The organism is Flavobacterium koreense (assembly GCF_054776075.1).
The window spans coordinates 446,972-465,487 of the sequence record NZ_BAAHCF010000008.1 but is presented as its reverse complement, the minus strand read 5'-3'; the positions used below and the strand labels follow the sequence as shown (position 1 = coordinate 465,487).

General features: G+C 30.1%; 14 protein-coding genes and 1 tRNA gene. 7 read left to right on the top strand and 8 right to left on the bottom strand.

All coding sequences use genetic code 11. From position 1 onward, the window contains the following. Window positions 1-2,032 (bottom strand): choice-of-anchor L domain-containing protein (locus ACYU7A_RS05625; protein WP_460574802.1); only part of this gene is annotated, 2,032 nt, incomplete at its 3' end. Between the two features lie 125 nt (window positions 2,033-2,157). Between ACYU7A_RS05625 and ACYU7A_RS05620 the strand changes: the two genes are divergently transcribed. Both ACYU7A_RS05620 and ACYU7A_RS05615 read left to right on the top strand, forming a co-directional pair. Further along, window positions 2,158-3,054 carry a NifU family protein gene (locus ACYU7A_RS05620; protein ID WP_344816938.1) on the top strand — a complete coding sequence of 299 codons (897 nt, stop codon included), beginning with the start codon at window positions 2,158-2,160 and terminating at the stop codon, window positions 3,052-3,054. A gap of 145 nt (window positions 3,055-3,199) precedes the next feature. After that, window positions 3,200-4,966 (top strand): DUF885 domain-containing protein, encoded by a 1,767-nt coding sequence (locus ACYU7A_RS05615; protein WP_460574799.1) that lies wholly within the window; start codon window positions 3,200-3,202, stop codon window positions 4,964-4,966. Between the two features lie 33 nt (window positions 4,967-4,999). Here the strand turns inward: ACYU7A_RS05615 and ACYU7A_RS05610 are convergent, their stop codons facing one another. Further along, window positions 5,000-5,767, bottom strand: coding sequence for a hypothetical protein (locus tag ACYU7A_RS05610; protein WP_460574797.1), 768 nt, complete (start codon window positions 5,765-5,767; stop codon window positions 5,000-5,002). 244 nt (window positions 5,768-6,011) lie between these two features. Continuing rightward, window positions 6,012-6,093, bottom strand: a tRNA-Leu gene (locus tag ACYU7A_RS05605). A gap of 110 nt (window positions 6,094-6,203) precedes the next feature. On the opposite strand from ACYU7A_RS05605, the gene ACYU7A_RS05600 reads away from it, so the two are divergent. The 4 genes from ACYU7A_RS05600 to ACYU7A_RS05585 all read left to right on the top strand — a co-directional run bounded on the left by ACYU7A_RS05600 (window position 6,204) and on the right by ACYU7A_RS05585 (window position 11,393). After that, on the top strand, window positions 6,204-7,592 hold the full coding sequence (locus ACYU7A_RS05600) for a dipeptidase (RefSeq protein ID WP_460574795.1): 1,389 nt from the start codon (window positions 6,204-6,206) through the stop codon (window positions 7,590-7,592). A 148-nt stretch (window positions 7,593-7,740) separates the two neighbouring features. Then, window positions 7,741-8,112, top strand: a complete 372-nt coding sequence (locus tag ACYU7A_RS05595; RefSeq protein WP_460574793.1) for a BlaI/MecI/CopY family transcriptional regulator — start codon at window positions 7,741-7,743, stop codon at window positions 8,110-8,112. Beyond that, the gene (locus tag ACYU7A_RS05590) at window positions 8,109-10,124 is read left to right on the top strand and encodes an N-acetylmuramoyl-L-alanine amidase (protein ID WP_460574791.1); all 2,016 of its coding nucleotides are present in this window, start codon (window positions 8,109-8,111) and stop codon (window positions 10,122-10,124) included. Before ACYU7A_RS05595 ends, ACYU7A_RS05590 begins: the two co-directional genes overlap by 4 nt. Window positions 10,125-10,292: 168 nt before the next feature. Continuing rightward, window positions 10,293-11,393, top strand: coding sequence for a DUF4407 domain-containing protein (locus ACYU7A_RS05585; RefSeq protein WP_460574789.1), 1,101 nt, complete (start codon window positions 10,293-10,295; stop codon window positions 11,391-11,393). A gap of 84 nt (window positions 11,394-11,477) precedes the next feature. Here the strand turns inward: ACYU7A_RS05585 and ACYU7A_RS05580 are convergent, their stop codons facing one another. After that, on the bottom strand, window positions 11,478-12,680 hold the full coding sequence (locus ACYU7A_RS05580; protein WP_460574787.1) for an NAD(P)/FAD-dependent oxidoreductase: 1,203 nt from the start codon (window positions 12,678-12,680) through the stop codon (window positions 11,478-11,480). 131 nt (window positions 12,681-12,811) lie between these two features. Then, window positions 12,812-13,531, bottom strand: coding sequence for a PH domain-containing protein (locus ACYU7A_RS05575; RefSeq protein ID WP_460574785.1), 720 nt, complete (start codon window positions 13,529-13,531; stop codon window positions 12,812-12,814). 106 nt (window positions 13,532-13,637) lie between these two features. Here ACYU7A_RS05575 and ACYU7A_RS05570 point away from each other — a divergent pair, with 106 nt between their 5' ends. After that, complete coding sequence (locus tag ACYU7A_RS05570; protein WP_460574783.1) at window positions 13,638-16,904, top strand: hypothetical protein; 3,267 nt, start codon at window positions 13,638-13,640, stop codon at window positions 16,902-16,904. Here ACYU7A_RS05570 and ACYU7A_RS05565 read toward each other — a convergent pair. From ACYU7A_RS05565 to ACYU7A_RS05555, 3 genes are all read right to left on the bottom strand, one after another. Continuing rightward, on the bottom strand, window positions 16,889-17,257 hold the full coding sequence (locus ACYU7A_RS05565) for an MmcQ/YjbR family DNA-binding protein (RefSeq protein WP_460574781.1): 369 nt from the start codon (window positions 17,255-17,257) through the stop codon (window positions 16,889-16,891). The two genes, ACYU7A_RS05570 and ACYU7A_RS05565, sit on opposite strands and share 16 nt — an antisense overlap. Before the next feature lie 64 nt (window positions 17,258-17,321). Then, window positions 17,322-17,720: a GNAT family N-acetyltransferase gene (locus ACYU7A_RS05560; RefSeq protein WP_460574779.1), complete on the bottom strand. Its 399-nt coding sequence runs from the start codon at window positions 17,718-17,720 to the stop codon at window positions 17,322-17,324. Then, window positions 17,717-18,484, bottom strand: a complete 768-nt coding sequence (locus tag ACYU7A_RS05555) for a cyclase family protein (RefSeq protein WP_460574777.1) — start codon at window positions 18,482-18,484, stop codon at window positions 17,717-17,719. The genes ACYU7A_RS05560 and ACYU7A_RS05555 overlap by 4 nt, the downstream gene beginning before the upstream one ends. Window positions 18,485-18,516 lie beyond the last annotated feature (32 nt).

The following is an 18,516-nucleotide window of genomic DNA, read 5'->3' as shown; positions in this document are numbered from 1 at the left end:
CTGAACTCTCGCCTGTAATCAAACTAAATAAATTAATAGGTGTAGAACTACTACCGCAAATATTTAAACTGCCATCGATGCCGGCGGTTAATGGCGCATTAACTATTACTTGAATTTCCTGAAATGGTCTACATGTTGGATCTGAAGGTAGTGGATTAGCAATTGTATAAACATAATAAGTACCAACAGCGTTAGGAAGAGAGCCTACACTTCCTAATACAGGAGCATCATATACTGCTGTACCTGTTGCTGGAGTAGCATTTCCTAAAATTGTACCACCAGTATACATATTGTCTCCAGTTTGTTGTGTATTGAAATATACATAACTTATAGCGTTAGTTCCGGCAAAAGTTGTATTTACAGAAAAAGGCGTTGGATTACCATTCAAACACAATACTTGATTTGAAGATGGATTTGTAATTGTAGGACAAGATGTTAATGCCGTACAAGTCAATGACGCAGAAACAAAACATGATCCTGACGCACCAATTGGAGTTAAAGTGAAATTTACATTATCTCCTGATGACAAACCACTTAAGCTGTAAGTTGATGTATTTCCAATTGAGCCTACAGAAATTGGTGTATTTGAATTTACTTGATACGAAACTGTATAATCCGTTGCTCCAGAAAGTGGTGTCCAATCAAACGCTACCGAAGTAGATGTACTAGTACCACATGTTATAGCTGGTGCTATAGTTGTATTTAATTGATACAAGAAAAAAGATTGCATAGCAACACAATTAGAACCTGAAGCTAAATCTTGTATAGATACCCATATTTGTTCTCCATTTACTCCAGGATAAGTTGTTGTATTAGTTATTGGAGATGCTATATTTTGAGCGTCTGCAAGTGAATTATGGTAATTAATTTCATAATCCGCTGCACTTTGTCCATTTAATATTATAGGATTATTGATTGATAAATTGAAAGTTGAACCAGCACAAACTGTTAAATCAATGGGGTTATCAATTGGCATTGGTGGTAAATATTCTACAATTACACAATCTGATATTGGACAACCTGGTCCATATGGATAAGCTGTTGCGCAATAAGTCCCAGCTTGATTAATTGTAATTGTTGGACCTGTCTCACCTGGCATTGGATTTCCGTTCCATGTCCAAGTGTGAGGAATTGTTGATGCTAATCCAGTATTCAGAGTAGTAGGAGTACCAGGACATGGTGCAAAACCATTTGAAACTAAATAATCTTGAGGAAAACTAAGTTGTGCTGTATTAAAACTCTGTGCTTGTAAAAAAACAGCAGAATCTAATGAGTTATCTCCAACATTTGCAATGGCTAATTTAATATGATAAGTTTGACCACATTGTACTGTAGCCGTTGCAGCTATAACAGTTGTAAAACCATCATACTGGATAGTTGCATTTACTCCAGGCGTTGCTCCTGTTCCATTATTTACATAAAAAGCAGAATTTGAAACGTTATTTACATTATCAATAGAAATTGCAGTGGTTGTTGCTGGTACTAATGCTATATTAGCAGCTCCTCCAGTGTAGGGACCTGTAATACCAGGACCACTCAAAAAGAAACCAAAAACATCATTAAAACCTCCGTTTACAAACTCTAAATACTCTTCTGAACCAAAAACAAAATTGAAACTCAAATTTTGACCTATTGGAACAAAATCAAACTCTAAAACTGCTTTATTTCTGATAGTTGCAGATGCCAAAGCTGCTAAATCTGCATCACCTTGAATTGGATTAGCTGTTGCATCTGTTGCTCCTCCTTGATCATTTGGTCCTACTGCTAATTGAGCATCGCCAGTTGCTAGAATTATTCCTGTGTTTAATCCAATATTTGTTGTGTTTCCTCCTGTAAAACTTCCAACTTGATCACGAACCAAGTTAGCGTTTAATGCTGAACCATTAAAAGTAACATTTGAGACAGTGATACCACCTCCAAGTAAAACGTTTTGAACTAATTGATTTGGAGTTTGAGTTGTATTATTTACTACAAGCTGGGCAAAAGTTGTATTAAAAAAAGCAACTAGAAATATAAGTAGAATTTTTTTCATGTATTGAATAAACTAAAACGTTAATAAAAAACGTCACAAATGTTAATTAATTGTTTAAAAACTTCAAATATAAACATTCCCACAAAATAACTTTGTTAAATTTGTTGAAAATTACACGAAACACTATGAAAATTACTATAAAAGAAACACAAAATCCAACAATTCTAAAATTTGAATTCCCTGATTTTATAACTCAAAATGAAAACTTCGAATTCAAAAACATTGACGAAGCTAAAAACTCACCTTTAGCACAACAATTATTTTACCTTCCATTTGTAAAAACAGTTTATATTTCAGGAAATTTCATCGCCATCGAACGTTTCAGTATTGTAGATTGGAATGACGTTAAAGATGATGTGGCTGAACAAATTGAAGAATATGTAAAAAATGGCGGAAAAATTATAATTGAAGATCCGCTTAGACCAAAAAAATCAGCAATTACTGTCTATGGTGAAACTACTCCTAATCCTGCTACATTAAAATTTGTTGTCAACAAAAGAGTCACTAAAACTGCTGTTGAGTTTAAAAATATCGACCAAACAATTGCATCGCCTTTGGCTAAAGAACTTTTTAGTTTTCCGTTTGTAAAAGAAATTTTTATTGATGAAAACTACATTTCAGTTACAAAATTCGACATCGCATCTTGGGAAGAAATTACGCTTGAAATTCGTACTTTTATTAAACAATTCATTGAAAACGGCGGCATAGTTGTCGATGAAACTATGATTGTTCAAGACACCAAACAAGAAAAACAACAAATCAATAATTTCGATAATCTTGATACTACATCACAACAGATTATCAATATCTTAGAAGAATATGTAAAACCAGCCGTTGCAGCCGATGGCGGAAATATTTTGTTTGACTCCTTCGACCAAGATACAAAACGCGTAAAAGTTGTGCTTCAAGGTTCGTGCAATGGTTGTCCATCGTCAACATTCACTTTGAAAAACGGCATTGAAAATATGCTAAAAGATATGCTAAACGACCAAGACATTATCGTTGAAGCATTAAATGCGTAAAATAATTAGGAGCGAATGGTTAGAGAATTTTTGTAAACCCAATTCCTGCTTTCCGCACCACACGGTGGATTGCTCCAATCAGGGCTAGACAGGAATTTTATTGAATAAATTCAGTAGTTTTAACCAACCAATAACCAAAATACCAATGAAAAATTTGAAAACAATTTCTTTCTTCATTTTACTTTCACTATTGTTAGTAAACTGCAAATCTGAAGTAAAATCAGTAGATTTCAAAAAATTAACCGAAAGTTATTTTGACGAAAAAAACAGTCTAAACCCTTTAGATGCAACTTTAAATGGTCAAAACAAATACAACGACCAATTGCAATTTGAAATGACGGATTCTTTCAGAAAAAAACAAGCCGATTTTTTCAACAAATACGAAACAGAACTTTCAAAAATCGATTTTGAATCACTTTCTGATGAAGAGAAAAACAGTTTCGACATCATTAAATGGGAAGTTGCTGTTGGAAAAGATTTACTTCAACAAAATGTTAATCTTACGCCAATTCATCAATTTTGGGGAACACATTTAACTATGGCGCAATTTGCAGCAGGTGAAAGCGCACAACCATTCAAAACCGGGAAAGATTACAAAAACTTCTTAAAAAGAATGGATTTATATGCTGTTTGGTTAGATTCTGCCATGGTTTATATGAAAAAAGGAATCGATAAAAATGTAGTTTTACCAAAAGTTTTGTCTTTCAAAGTATTAAATCAATTTGACGAAATGATTACTCAAAAAGCAGAAGACAATATTTTTTACACTACAATAAAATCAATGCCTTCAGGTATTTCAGACACTCAAAAAGAAACGCTGAAAAAAGAATACGCTTCAACAATCAACGAAAAACTGCTTCCGAGATTCAAGAAAATGACTGCTTTCATAAAATCTGAGTATCTTCCAAAATCCAGAACTACAAGCGGAATTGGAGCATTACCAAATGGATCAAATTTATACAAAGCCTACGTTAAACAATGGACTACAACCGAAATGACACCAGAAGAAATTCATACTCTAGGACTTCAAGAAGTAGCTCGATTGAAGTCGGAAATGGAAAAAGTAAAAGCCGAAGTTGGATTTAAAGGAACCATAAAAGAATTTTTCGACTACGTAAGAAATAAAGCAGAATTAAAACCTTTTGAAAAACCAGAAGAAGTAATTGCCAATTTTGAAAAATACCATGCCACTATAAAACCAAACGTTGATAAATTATTTTCATTGCAACCCAAAACAGCTTTTCAAATAAAAAGAACTGAAACTTTTAGAGAAAAAACGGCAAGTGCAGAATATGTTCAAGGTGCAGCCGATGGTTCACGCCCAGGAACTTTCTATGTTCCAATTCCAGATGTAAAAGAATATAATTATTATGCCGATGAGGATTTATTTCTTCACGAAGCGATTCCGGGACATCATTTTCAAATTTCGTTACAACAAGAAAACGAAGCTTTGCCCGATTTTAGAAAATTCAATTGGTTTGGAGCTTATGGTGAAGGTTGGGCTTTATACACCGAAAGTTTAGGAAAAGAATTAGGTTTATACAAAGATCCATATCAATATTTTGGAATGTTAGGAAGCGAAATGCATCGTGCCATTCGTCTAGTGGTTGACACCGGAATGCATTCTAAAGGTTGGACACGCGAGCAAGCCATTCAATATTCTTTAGACAATGAAGCTGAAAGTGAAGCAAGTATTATTTCAGAAATTGAACGTTATATGGCAGTTCCAGGTCAAGCACTATCATATAAAATTGGTCAGTTAAAAATAATAGAACTCCGCAAAAAAGCTGAAAAAGAATTAGGTTCCAAATTTGATATCAAAAAATACCATCAAATTGTGTTAGAATCAGGTGTAATGCCACTGGCACTTTTAGAGAAAAAAGTGAACAATTGGATTAAAGCAAGTAAATAAAAAAATGCCTTTCGTAACTGAAAGGCATTTTTTTTATGCAGTAACTTCTTCCGAAGATTTTAAGTTTATTGGTTTTCCGTCAACATCATAAAATTGGTAACGGTATTTCAATTTTCCGTTTACTTCTTCAATATCAACATGCATTTGGTAGAAACCATTATTCCATTCTACAATAATATCAAAATAGTAATCACCTACTCCAAAGCTAGTGGGCAAATTACTCACGTAAACCAACTTTTTAGATTTTAAATTTAAAGTATTTACCTCTATATTATTGTACGCACCAACGTCTTCGTTATCGAAAGTTCTTCCCATATAACTATATTCCTTGGCGTTCTTCTTTCCTTTTCCTTCTTTCGGATCGTTATAAATATCTTTCACAGAAAAAATTACATCTTTCAACGAGAATTTTCCAACGTTTACCAAAGAAAATTTTAATTGATGAATATACGTAATACGTTGTCCTTTTTTTCGAGGTTCATCATCAGCCAAGTCAGAGCTTTCGCCTAAATCAATATCTTTAATTTCAATAATAGGAATGTTCTGACCTGATATTTGAGTCATCACCTCTGGTTTGGATTCATCTTTATAATCTGCATCGACAAATTGCTCTTTTGTTTCTTGAATTTCGTCACTTAAAACATCAATTTTTTTATTGGCAATATCAATTTCAGTTTCACTTTTTTCTTCAATAGAAATCGCTTCGTTGCTTGAACGATACAGCGAAAACAATGCACCGGTAATCAATGCAAAACCAATAAAAGCTAAAATAAGTGCTGTCATAGACGGATTCTTTTTCATTCCAATAAATTGGTTAAAACTCAGACTTAGAGATTATACAAAAATACTCATTGAATAGGAATCAATTTTAGTTAAAAAAATAAGTTCTTAACATAGAAATTAACCGATTGTGTAGAATAAAAAAAGTCCAAACTTTCATTTGGACTTTTTGTGCGGATAATAGGACTTACTTCGACTTCGCTCAGCATAAACTTCTCGTCCTTTTTGCCCACAAAAAAAGTCCAAACTCTCATTTGGACTTTTGTGCGGATAATAGGACTCGAACCTACACGCCTTGCGGCACCAGATCCTAAGTCTGGCATGTCTACCAATTTCACCATATCCGCGAAAATTGTGAGTGCAAATATAAGAATAATTCTTAATTACAAATTATGAAATAGGAATTTTTTTTAAAACTCTTTTTCGTACTTTTGAATTTCAAAATAAACCATTAAAAATGAATAATATAAAACAATACGTTCAAGAAAACAAAGAGCGTTTTCTAAACGAATTAATCGAATTATTGAAAATTCCTTCTGTAAGTGCCGATACAGCTTACTCTCAAGATGTGATTGATACTGCAAATGCGGTGAAAGTTTCGTTAGAAAAAGCAGGTTGTAATCATGTGGAAATTTGTGAAACTCCAGGTTATCCAATTGTCTTTGGAGAACACATTATTGATAAAAATCTTCCAACAGTTTTGGTTTATGGGCATTATGATGTGCAACCACCAGATCCAATGGAATTATGGACTTCTCCTCCATTTGAACCTGTTATTAAAACTACAGAAATTCATCCAGAAGGTGCAATTTTCGCTCGTGGCGCTTGTGACGATAAAGGACAAATGTATATGCATGTGAAAGCATTTGAATACATGATTCAAAACAATTGTTTGCCTTGCAACGTAAAATTCATGATTGAAGGTGAAGAAGAAGTTGGATCAAAAAGTTTATCATGGTTTGTTACTCAAAATCAAGAAAAACTTGCTAATGATGTCATTTTAATTTCTGATACCGGAATGATTTCTAACCAACAACCGTCAATTACAACTGGATTGCGTGGTTTAAGTTATGTTGAAGTTGAAGTAACCGGACCAAATCGTGACTTACATTCGGGACTTTATGGCGGTGCTGTGGCAAATCCAATCAATGTATTAACTAAAATGATTGCGTCGCTTCATGACGAAAATAATCACATTACTATTCCAGGTTTTTATGATAAAGTAGAAGAACTTTCTGTTGCCGAAAGAGCTGAAATGGCAAAAGCACCTTTTAGTTTAGATAATTACAAAAAAGCATTAGATATCGATGATGTTTATGGTGAAACAGGTTATGTTACGAATGAAAGAAACTCGATTCGTCCTACATTAGACGTTAACGGAATTTGGGGCGGATACACTGGCGAAGGCGCAAAAACAGTTATTGCAAGCAAAGCTTATGCAAAAATATCAATGCGATTGGTTCCAAATCAGGATTGGGAAGAAATCACAGAATTATTCTCAAAACATTTTACAAGTATTGCACCAAAATCAGTAAAAGTAAAAGTTACACCTCATCATGGCGGACAAGGTTATGTAACACCAATTGATAGTATTGGTTACCAAGCTGCAAACAAAGCTTATACAGAAACCTTTGGCGTTCCTGCAATTCCTGTGCGTTCTGGTGGAAGTATTCCTATTGTTGCTTTATTCGAAAAAGAATTAAAATCTAAAACTATATTAATGGGATTCGGATTGGATTCTGACGCCATTCACTCACCAAACGAACATTTCGGAATTTTCAATTACTTAAAAGGTATCGAAACTATTCCTTTATTTTATAAGTATTTTGTGGAAATGAGTAAATAATTCAACCGCAAACTCAAAATTTTAAATCCGTTCATTCTTAATTGAGTGAACGGATTTTTTTATACGAAAATGTTAAATTTTCATTCTACACTTGTAGAAGTAAAATTTTATTCTACATTTGTAGAGTTAATTCTAAAAACGTAGAGCAATGCAACTATCGAACTCCGAAGAACAATTAATGGAACATTTATGGAAACTTGAAAAAGCTTTCATGAAAGATTTACTAGAAGCTTTTCCTAAACCAAAACCAGCTACAACAACTATTGCCACTTTATTAAAAAGAATGATTGATAAAAAGTTTGTGGCTTACAACGAATTTGGAAATTCAAGAGAATATTATCCGTTAGTAAAAAAAGAAGATTATTTCTCCAAACATGTTAATGGATTAATCAAAAACTTCTTTAACGATTCAGCATCACAGTTTGCTTCCTTCTTTACGAGAGAAACCAATTTAAATGAAAAAGAATTGGAAGAACTAAAAAAAATCATCGATGTTGAACTTCAAAAAAAGAAAAAATGATCGACTTTCTATTAAAATCAACCATCAGTTTAACCGTTTTTCTTGGGTTCTATCATTTAATTTTAGAACGCGAAAAAATGCATCAGTTCAATCGATTTTATCTTCTGTTTACAATTATAATTTCATTTGTAATTCCATTTCTAACTTTTGAAATTATCAAAATTGTTCCTGTTGTTCAGAATATCGAACCTTTGAATACTGTAATAACTTCATCTGAAATTCCAGAAAACGAAATTCAAGGAAATAATGTACCTATAGAAGAAAAAATCAATTTCATCGCAATCGTATTGTGGAGTTTGTATAGTATAATTAGCTTGCTATTATTAATACGATTTGGAAAAAACATTTGGAAATTAATTTTAAAATCTAAATCCAACCCAATTGTAAAATACAAAAATGCAAACTTGGTTCTAGTTGAAGAAAAAACACTTCCTCATTCTTTTTTGAATTCGATATTTATCAATTTTAATGATTATAATAATAGAAATATTGAAGACGAATTGTACTCTCATGAATTGGTTCATGTTACTCAAAAACACACATTGGATATCTTATTTATTGAGTTTTTGAAAGCCATTTTTTGGTTCAATCCGCTATTTATTTTCTACAAAAAAGCTATTCAACTCAACCACGAATTTCTTGCAGATGAAGAAATAGTTAAAACTTATAACAATGTTCCGTTTTACCAAAACTTGCTTTTGCAAAAAAGCAGCGAACAACAAACGATTTACTTGGCCAGTAATTTGAATTATTTAGTAACCAAAAAACGATTAATTATGATGACAAAAAGAACATCGCAAAAAATAGTTCTACTAAAAAAAGTAGCTGTTGTTCCAATCCTTGCTGTACTAGTTTACTTTTTCTGTGTTAAAGTTGTGGCGCAAGAAAAAATAATAAATACAAATTCAGGAGAAAAAATATCTGAAATAACTGATAAAGATAAAATCAGAGATAGTTATTATTCAAATGTTAGAATTATATTGAAAGATTTAAGGACAAATCATTCCATTAATAAAATGTATGAAGACCTATCTCTTGAAGAGAAAAGAAATTATTTAAGTTGGGTTCCAGACATGATTATTGAAAAGGAAGTCCCTGAACCATTATTTGAAAAAATGAAAACCAAAAATATGGCTGTTTGGATTAATGGTAAAGTAACTTATAAAGAAGAAATCAAAAAATACAAACGAACAGATTTCAGTTACTACACCTATAGTTTTGTTCATAAAAATGCTAGAACTAAACGTTTTCCTCAAGAATATCAATATACATTATACACAAAAAAGTATTTTGATGAAAATTTAAAAAACAGTCATTTGCATTTTAGCAATGATACTTTAAAAATGGTCATTTCTGAAGCAAAAAAAGATTGGAAAAAAGTTGATAAAATACTTAGTCCAAAAAAGGAAGTAGACACAGCAGTCTGGTATACAAAAGAAAAAGAAGGATACAATTTGTACTTGAATGAGAAAAAAGAAAAGAAAGTTATTGTAATTGATGCTGGTCATGGCGGTCATGATTTTGGGGCGACAATAGATAATTTGAATGAGAAAAATTTAACTTCAGAAATAGCAAAAAAAATTAAAGAAATGCATTCTGATTCAGATGTAGAAATTCATTTCACTAGAACTAATGATGAATTTATAGCTTTAAACGAAAGAACAAATTTAATTAATAACATAAAACCTGATCTAGTTATATCACTCCACATAAATAACAATAAAAATACCAATTCAAGCGGATTTGAAGTTTATATAAGTGATAAAACCGATTTTCTAGATAAAAATAAAGAGTTTGCCGAAAAACTTTCTTCAAAATTATCTAAAACACAACTAAAAAATAGAGGTTTAAAAACAGCTCCTTTTTGGATTTTGAAAAATTCTATCTGTCCTTCAATGGTGGTTGAACTTGGTTTTATTTCAAATGAAAATGATAGAAATTTTATTGCAAGTGAAAAAGGACAAACCGAAATTGCAAAACATATTGTAGATTTTATTTCTGAAGTAAAGTAATTTAATTAAAAAAATCGTCTAAACTAATCCGCTCTAATCAAGCGGATTTTTCTTTTAAAACAATTTGTGAATCAGCGGATAACCAAACTAATTTTCATCATTTTACAACATTATAAAATTTTTGGCGTTAAATTTGTATATCATCAATCATCATAAAATCAATCAATCATGTTAAAACGTTTTTTTATTCTTTGTTCTGGTGTCGATACTGACATTGTGAACGGTTGTTCCAACGGCGAACAAAACAAATATGCTGGAATTGGAGCCACAGTTTTCTTCACTGCAATTATGGCTTTTATAGCTAGTAGTTATGCACTTTTTACGGTTTTTGACAATGTCTATACCGCAGTTTTATTTGGATTAGTTTGGGGATTTTTAATCTTTAATCTAGATAGATTTATCGTTTCGACAATTAAAAAACGTGATAATTTTTTAGACGAATTTATTCAGGCAACACCACGAATAGCTTTGGCGATTATTATTGCCATTGTAATTTCGAAACCATTGGAAATCAAAATTTTTCAGAAAGAAATTGAAACCGTTTTGTTGAAAGAGAAAAACGAAATGGCAATGGCTAACAAAAAACAAGTGAGCAATTATTTTCAAAGTGATGTTGATAAAAACAAAGCCGAAATCGATAGCTTGAAAAGTGATATTACTAAAAAAGAAAAAGAAGTAAACGATTTATACTCGGTTTTCATTACTGAAGCTGAAGGAACTGCAGGAACAAAAAAATTAGGAAAAGGTCCTGTTTATAAAGAAAAACGTCAAAAACACGACATGGCTTTGAAACAATTGGATTCTATGAAAGCTGTAAATGCTGTAAAAATCAAAGAAAAAGAAGCCAAAGCCAAAACGCTACAAGCTGATTTAGACAAAAAAGTTACTGAATCACAACCAATTATTGATGGTTTTGATGGATTGATGGCTCGAATTAATGCTTTGAATAAATTGCCGTGGTTGCCATCGTTTTTTATAATGTTGTTGTTTCTAGCAATTGAAACTTCGCCAATTATTGCAAAATTACTTTCTCCAAAAGGCGAATACGATTTTAAGCAAGAAGATGCCGAAATGGGAATTAAAAATGTACTAGCACAAAATCGTTATCAAAGTGATTTGCAACGAAAAACTGATGCTGAAATTTACGATAAAGTCTATGCCGATATTAAAGACGACAAAGAACTATACAATTATAAGAAAAAAGGAGCTTTGGAATTATTGAAATTACAAGCTGATGGATTTGTTGAAAAACAGAAGAAGTCAATGTAATTTTCTTAACCACAAAAGACACAAAAGGAAACCCGATAAAGTTAATTTATCGGGTTTCAATTTTTAAAAACTTAGTGGTTAAAATTATGGCAAATAAGAATACCCATTTCTACTTTTCCACATGAAATATTTCTCCAAAATAACTTTGTTAAAATCATAAATCACGTTTGGAATCATAATGGCAAAATTTCGTGGTTTGAACAAATGGTCTGAGAAAATAATAACTTCTTTTTTACCACAATCCATAATACAAAGTCCCATAATTTTTCCCCAAGCTTTTTTCTTCAAATCGGTTTTTCCTTGTGAAACTCTTATGATGTTTTCGGCAACAATTTTTCCGGTTTCATCTGATGGATAACCTGTTTTTGGTGAAGCAAACGGAATTTTTCCTGGTGTAAATGGTAAAACTACATTTACAGCAATTCCTGCAGCCCAAATATTAGGATAATCTACATGTCTGTAATCATCACCAACATTGATATAACCTGTTGGTGTAGCATGCAAATCTGGTGAATTAGTCACAAAATCAACTCCGATGAATGGTGGCATTAACATTGAAAATTTGAATGGTAATTCTTCATCAGAAGATAGAATTATTTTGTCTTCTTTAACTTCTTTCACACCAACTTGAGTTCTGTAGTGAATGTTAAACATTTTCATAAATGCTTTCAGCATACTTTCTCCCATTGGCATTCCGTCAATTCCGAAATGTCCTAAATAATCTTCTGGAGTAATCCAATATAAATCTACTTTTTTACGAATATTTTGTTCACGAAGCCATTTTTCTATATTGAATAAAAACTCATAAGCTGCGCCCATACAACCTGCATTTTGAGTAGCACCTATCACAATTGGACCAGGATTTTTCTTAAACTCTTCTAAAGCTTTTCTGGCTTTCATGGCTCCGTTTGGAGTTCCAATATAATGAGTATATTCTTCTACACCTGGCGCAACATCATATTTCACTTTTGGACCGGTCGCAATTACTAAATTATCATATTTAAAATCGCCTTTATCGGTAGTTACAATTTGAGTTGTAGGATTTACTGTTAAAGCTTCTGCGTGTACAAAATCAACACCTTTCTTAGTTAGAATTCCTTCTTTTTTAAAAGATATATCTTTCATGTCTCTTCTTCCAAAAGGAATCCAAATTAAAGATGGAATGAATAAAAAAAGTGGTGATTTATCAATCAATATTACTTTGTGTTCGTTTTTACCTTTTCTCTTGATTTCGAGTGCTGCGGTCATACCTGCAAAACTTCCTCCTATTACTACTGTTGTTGTCATGATTTTTTGATTTTAACAGTATAAAATTACTTCACTTTAACCAATTAAAAAGTCACAAATGTTACATAAGGACATAAAAAAAACCGACTGAATTTTATTTCAATCGGTCATATGAATTTTTACTTTGAAATTTACAAATAACTTAAAATTTCATTTTTCAATTTATCGTATTCTCCTTGCAGAATTAAACCATTATCTAACAATTTCTTGTAGTTCTGAAGTTTTTCAAATAATTGATCTTGCGTTAAACTTGCCAAACCACTTTCTGCATTTAATTTTTCATCCGGAAATTGTTTTTCATCTCTGTAACCTGATTGCTCTACTGGAATAATTTCGGCAAAATTAGTAACTTCTTCAGTTGCTACTTCTTCTACTTCTTCTACTTCTTCAATCACTTCATCATAAACTGGAGTAACTTCTTCAATCACTGAACTTGAAGTTGGAGCTGAAACTGGATTTTTTAATAAATCCAATTGTTCTTTAGCATAAGTATATAATTTTCGTGCTTGATTTTTTGGCAAATAATCAACCGTATGTGTCAAATCTGATTTGGTATTGAAAGTAAAATCGGCTCCAAGAATTCCTTCTTTTACAAAACTTCCTGCAATATCATCCCAATCATAATCTACAAATTCCATTGATAAACCAAGATTTTTTGGTTTGCAAAGAATTATTCTTTTATTGGTAACCACAATACTATCTGGCAAAATGGTAACTGCTGGTTTTTTTTGTACAGCAATGTATCCAATTTCTTCATTAGACATTAATAAATTACTCAATTTAGAAGTAATTTTCTCAATAGCTTTTGGATCTTGGTCTTCGTTTAATATTTTCTTTAAATTATCAATCATGATAGTTGTTTTGAATTTTATTCTAATTGTCTCACAAAAGTAATGCCTAATTTTTAAATTTTACTATTTCAATTTCATATTTTTACGATTCATTATTATAATAATTATGAAGCCATCAAAAAACGCATTAGCTGGATATACATATCAAAAAAGTATAACTGCATTACTATTAGCCAAAATGGATGCAGAACGTGAGATTGCAAAAATTGAAAGTGAAGCTGATGTTGAAAATAATTTTGAAGACTGTACTTTAATTTATAAAAATCTTGAAGTTTACTGTCAAATGAAAGATTTTGATGATGTTAAATTAAACGATTTGAAAATTGAAACCAATTGTGTTTATATAAAAAACAAAAAACACAAACTTTCTGAATTTGAAAACATACTTTTTTTTAAGTCTATAGATGTTAGTAACAATTCCGAAATTCTTGGAATACCTGCATTCAAAACGGAAAAACTTTACATCATTTCGTTATCAAGAGAGGAATCAAATCATCTAGTTTATAATTTATATTTATCAAACCCAAAAAGAGAATCTATTATACATCATTTTTTTGAACAAAAACTTGACAAACGTGAATTTATTATTAAAAGAGAAGATCTACCTTCTATTGATATTTACAATATTCAATTGTCAGAATCAACAATTGATGTAGCTAGAAAAATTTTAAAAGTTGAAAATATATTATTTATTGAAGGAAAACCTGGTGTTGGAAAAAGTCATTTTGTAAATAGTTTAACTAAAAAACAAATTCATCATTTAGTTTATAGATTTTGGGTTTCTAATCAAGATAAAGACTTTAACGACCGCTTAATTTTTAAAAATTTTATTTCAAATATTACTAAAGAATTATTCCAAGATTTTAAACCAAGAACAGAAAAAGAAATTATTCAAAAGATTTTTAATGATAATAGACTTGTAGTAATTGATGGATTAGATCATGTCGAAAATTATAAAACCGAAGAGCTTGAAAAATTCATTTCATTTATTGATATTTTAAAAAAGAAATGTAAAATCATTGTTTTATCAAGACCATTAAAGAAACAGATTAAATGGAAAAAACAGATTTTAAACAATTGGAACAAAAAGCAAACAAAAAAAGTTTTAAATGAATTATATCATATAACAGATTATAAAACTAATGAAGAAATTTTCAATAAAACAAATGGTTATCCAATTTTAGTTAGATTCATTGCAGAACATTATAAAAAATATAAAATACTACCTGATTTAAATAATCTGTCAAACATTGACGATTATTATAATCAAATAATAAAAAGTGTTGAATTAAAAAGAGCACTTTCTCTTTTTATCTCTTCACGTTCTTTTTTTATGAAATCTGAAATAGAACTGTTTTTAGGAAAAGAATTGTCAGGATATGTGAATGATTTGGTTAGAATATCTCCATATCTATTTGACATAAAGCTTAACCGAATTTCATTGTTTCACGATAGTTTTAATACATATTTACGAAAACAAGAAATTGACAATTCTATTTGTAAGGTTAATGAAGTTGTATATAATTCTATAATGAATGAAGAAAAAAGATTCTTGTCAAGATTTTCATTTTTTTATCTTAACAGAGATATGAAATTAGAAATTATAAAAAAATATTCTAACATAAATATTTTCAAAAATCTAATAAAAAATTGTATTGACTTTGAAGCAATTAGAGCTTTTTATATTCAAATTAGAGAATCTTTAAACGAATTGGAACCATTTGAACTAAATGTAAATCAATATTATGATTTATCATTGATAACAAATATTATTTATAGAGACCAAGTGTCAACTTTTAATCATTTTTTCTATACTTATGTTAAATGTTTAAAATTTAATGGTTTTGATGTTGAAGACATTACAAGTTCTGAATATTTGTTTGCTATGTTTTATTATTTAGAAAATGAAGATATTACTTTGCTATATAATTTGACAAGTGATAATAACTATTCTACAGATTATTTTTATAAAACATTAAAGAATGATATATACGAAGAAAATAATTACATTATTAAACAACAGAAACCATTAGAATACACAAAACATATAAATGATTTTATTAATAGAAATGTTCAATACAATTCACATGAATTCATTTCGGACATATTGGTTAATTTATACATTCACAAAACCAGTATAAAAGAATTATTCAATTTTCAAAATGCAATAATAGAGTATGTCGATGTTAATGAAAATAGAGGTATAGAATTGTTAAGTAATCTTTTAATAGATTACAATATAAATAATCCCTTTCCTCGCTTTATCTTAAATAATTCTAAAAAAACGATTTTAGCTTTAGGTAAAGGAAAAAATCCAAACGATTATCAATTACTTAATCTAAAAGATTATATAAATAAAAACAAAAATATTGGTTCATTTGATATGTTGCCGAAAATCTTAAATTATATGCGTTTATCATTATTTGAAAAACGAAAGATAGATTTATCAAGTATTGGCTTATTTTGGACCATGTATTATGAAAGAAAAGATTATACAGTTATTAATATTTGTGAAGCATTAAAGGTATTCGAAGAAAAAAAACTAATATCAGAAGAGGATTCATGTAAGTTGATAATAAATACTCAAAAAAAATCTGAAAAAGGAATTAGAAACTTGTTTACAGATTACATAAACATTCATTCTCCAAAAACAATATTTGATGTTATTAACAAACTTGATATTTATGAAATTGAAGTTTCTTGGTTTCATTTGACAATAGAACATATTAATAAAATGCCTGAAAATATTTTTAATTTTGCTTTAAATCAAACAATCAAACAAAGTAGTTATTCTGGAAAAGTAGGTTTTAGAGAGATAGAAAATATTTTCAAAACTAATAAATGGCAGAAAGTAATTGAAAAATTAGTATTTTTTAGGTTGTCAATTAGTATTTCTAAAACTCACAAACTATTAAAAAAACTTAAACAAGAGCATCCAAATTTAGTAGTTGAATATGAAGAAAGAAATGAATCAAAATATAGAAGCAATAGTATTAAAAGATATAATCAAGGAATCCTTACATCAAAAGATATAAATTTTATAAAAAAGAAAAACATTAACATTAAAGAAATTTCAGGATTTACTGATGGAAATTACTCTGCTTTTTCAGATTTAGAAATATACAAAATCTATTCAAAAGATGAAATAAAAAGTAATATTCAAAACATTTTATATTATAGTATTTTAGGAAAAATTAAAAGTATAAATAGCTTCGGTAGTTTATTTTATCTTGTAGGCAATATCCCTAAATTTATATTTGAATATGAAATTGAAACAGATATTGAAAAGTTACATAAAAGCTTTAATTGCTTTTTAGAACTATCATTATTAGATGATTTTGAACAAAATAGTAAAAATTATTCTAAATTTTGAATTTCATTCTGAATTTTTTTTGTCAAACTAGCAAACACCAAATCGTAAGAATGATTTATTAGTTCGCACATCATTTTATTGGAAACATCACTATTAAAATCGATAGTATTCCAATGAATTTTACTCATGTGATAACCCGGATTTATAGCTTCATATTCGGCTCGAAGTTCTAAAGCCTTTTCTGGATCACATTTTAAATTAAGAGAAGGCGTTGCTTTTTCCCATTCTTTTAAAGAAGTAAGACAAAACATCTTTCCGCCAACTTTAAACACCAAAGTATCTTCATCAAAAGGAAAATGTTCGGTTACACCTTTTTTGGACAAACAGAATTCGTAGAGTTGTTGAATGTTCATATTTTTTAGTTTTCAGTCACAGTTTTCAGTCACAGTTCTGATTACTGAGACTGAAAACTGAATACTATTTAATTTTTTCCATCATTTTTTCAGGATGAGCTAATGAATTGAATCCGAATTTCTCATATAAAAAATGGGCGTCTGATGTTGCCAATCTCCAAATTTTAACTTCTTGCAATTTGGGTTCAGTCATCATTGCGTTTACTAAAATTGATGAATAGCCTTTTCCGCGATGTTCATCAATTATAAAAACATCCATTACATAAGCAAAAACTACATAATCAGTGATTACGCGGCAAAAGCCTATTTGCTTTTCGTCTAAGTAAATTCCAAAGCAAAACGAACTATCAATAGTAGTTTGAACATCTTCCATTGTTCTTCCTGCAGCCCAATAAACGTCTTTCAAAAAGTTTTGAATAAACGGAATGTCGAGTTTGGATTTGTCTGTTGAAACTGAAATCATATTTTATACAAAATAGGTTTTGATGGCGAAGCATCATTTTCAAACGAAGCAATTTGTAGATTTAGTATATAATTTCCGTCTTGAATAGTATCTTCTACAAAAATCATTTCTGTAATTGTGCAATTCAATCGTGCATCGTCGTTTAAATTATTTACATTTTTTACATTCCAAAATGCTTTATGCGCCAATAATTTTCCTTCGTCTTCTTCTCTATCCACACTTGGCAAATCGATTAATAAATGTTGAATTCCGATTTCTCGGATGTAAATTGCTGCTTCTTCTGCTAAATATGGCGGATTGGTTTTGGAATAATTTTTATGCTTTTTCGATTCTGAATTTGATAATGTTCTGATTATTAATGCTGAACTTGTTTCAGCATCTGTTGAATCTTTCTGTAAAGCTTTTTTAATCTGATTTTTTGTAATTACCAAATCACTATTTATATCTTCTGGTGTAATCGAAATTAATTCAGCTTTGAAGAAAAACTGTTTCAAACATTGATTTATCGAATAAAAATCTCGCGTAATGTGTCCGAGACATTCGGTGTGCGTTCCGTGACCGTGTGGATTGAAGAAAATATTATTGAAATTGGTCGAACTTCCTTCGGAAACTTTTCCTATCCAATCGCCAAATTTTACTGGTTCAATTTCGGGTTTTTCAATGTACCACGCAATTGGGTTTTTATCAGTATTGGATAATGGAATGGAAATATCAATTGGTTTTGATAAGTCGATTTTATATTTATTGTCAATGAATGCAATCATAATGGAACGCGGATTTAACGGATTTTCAAACG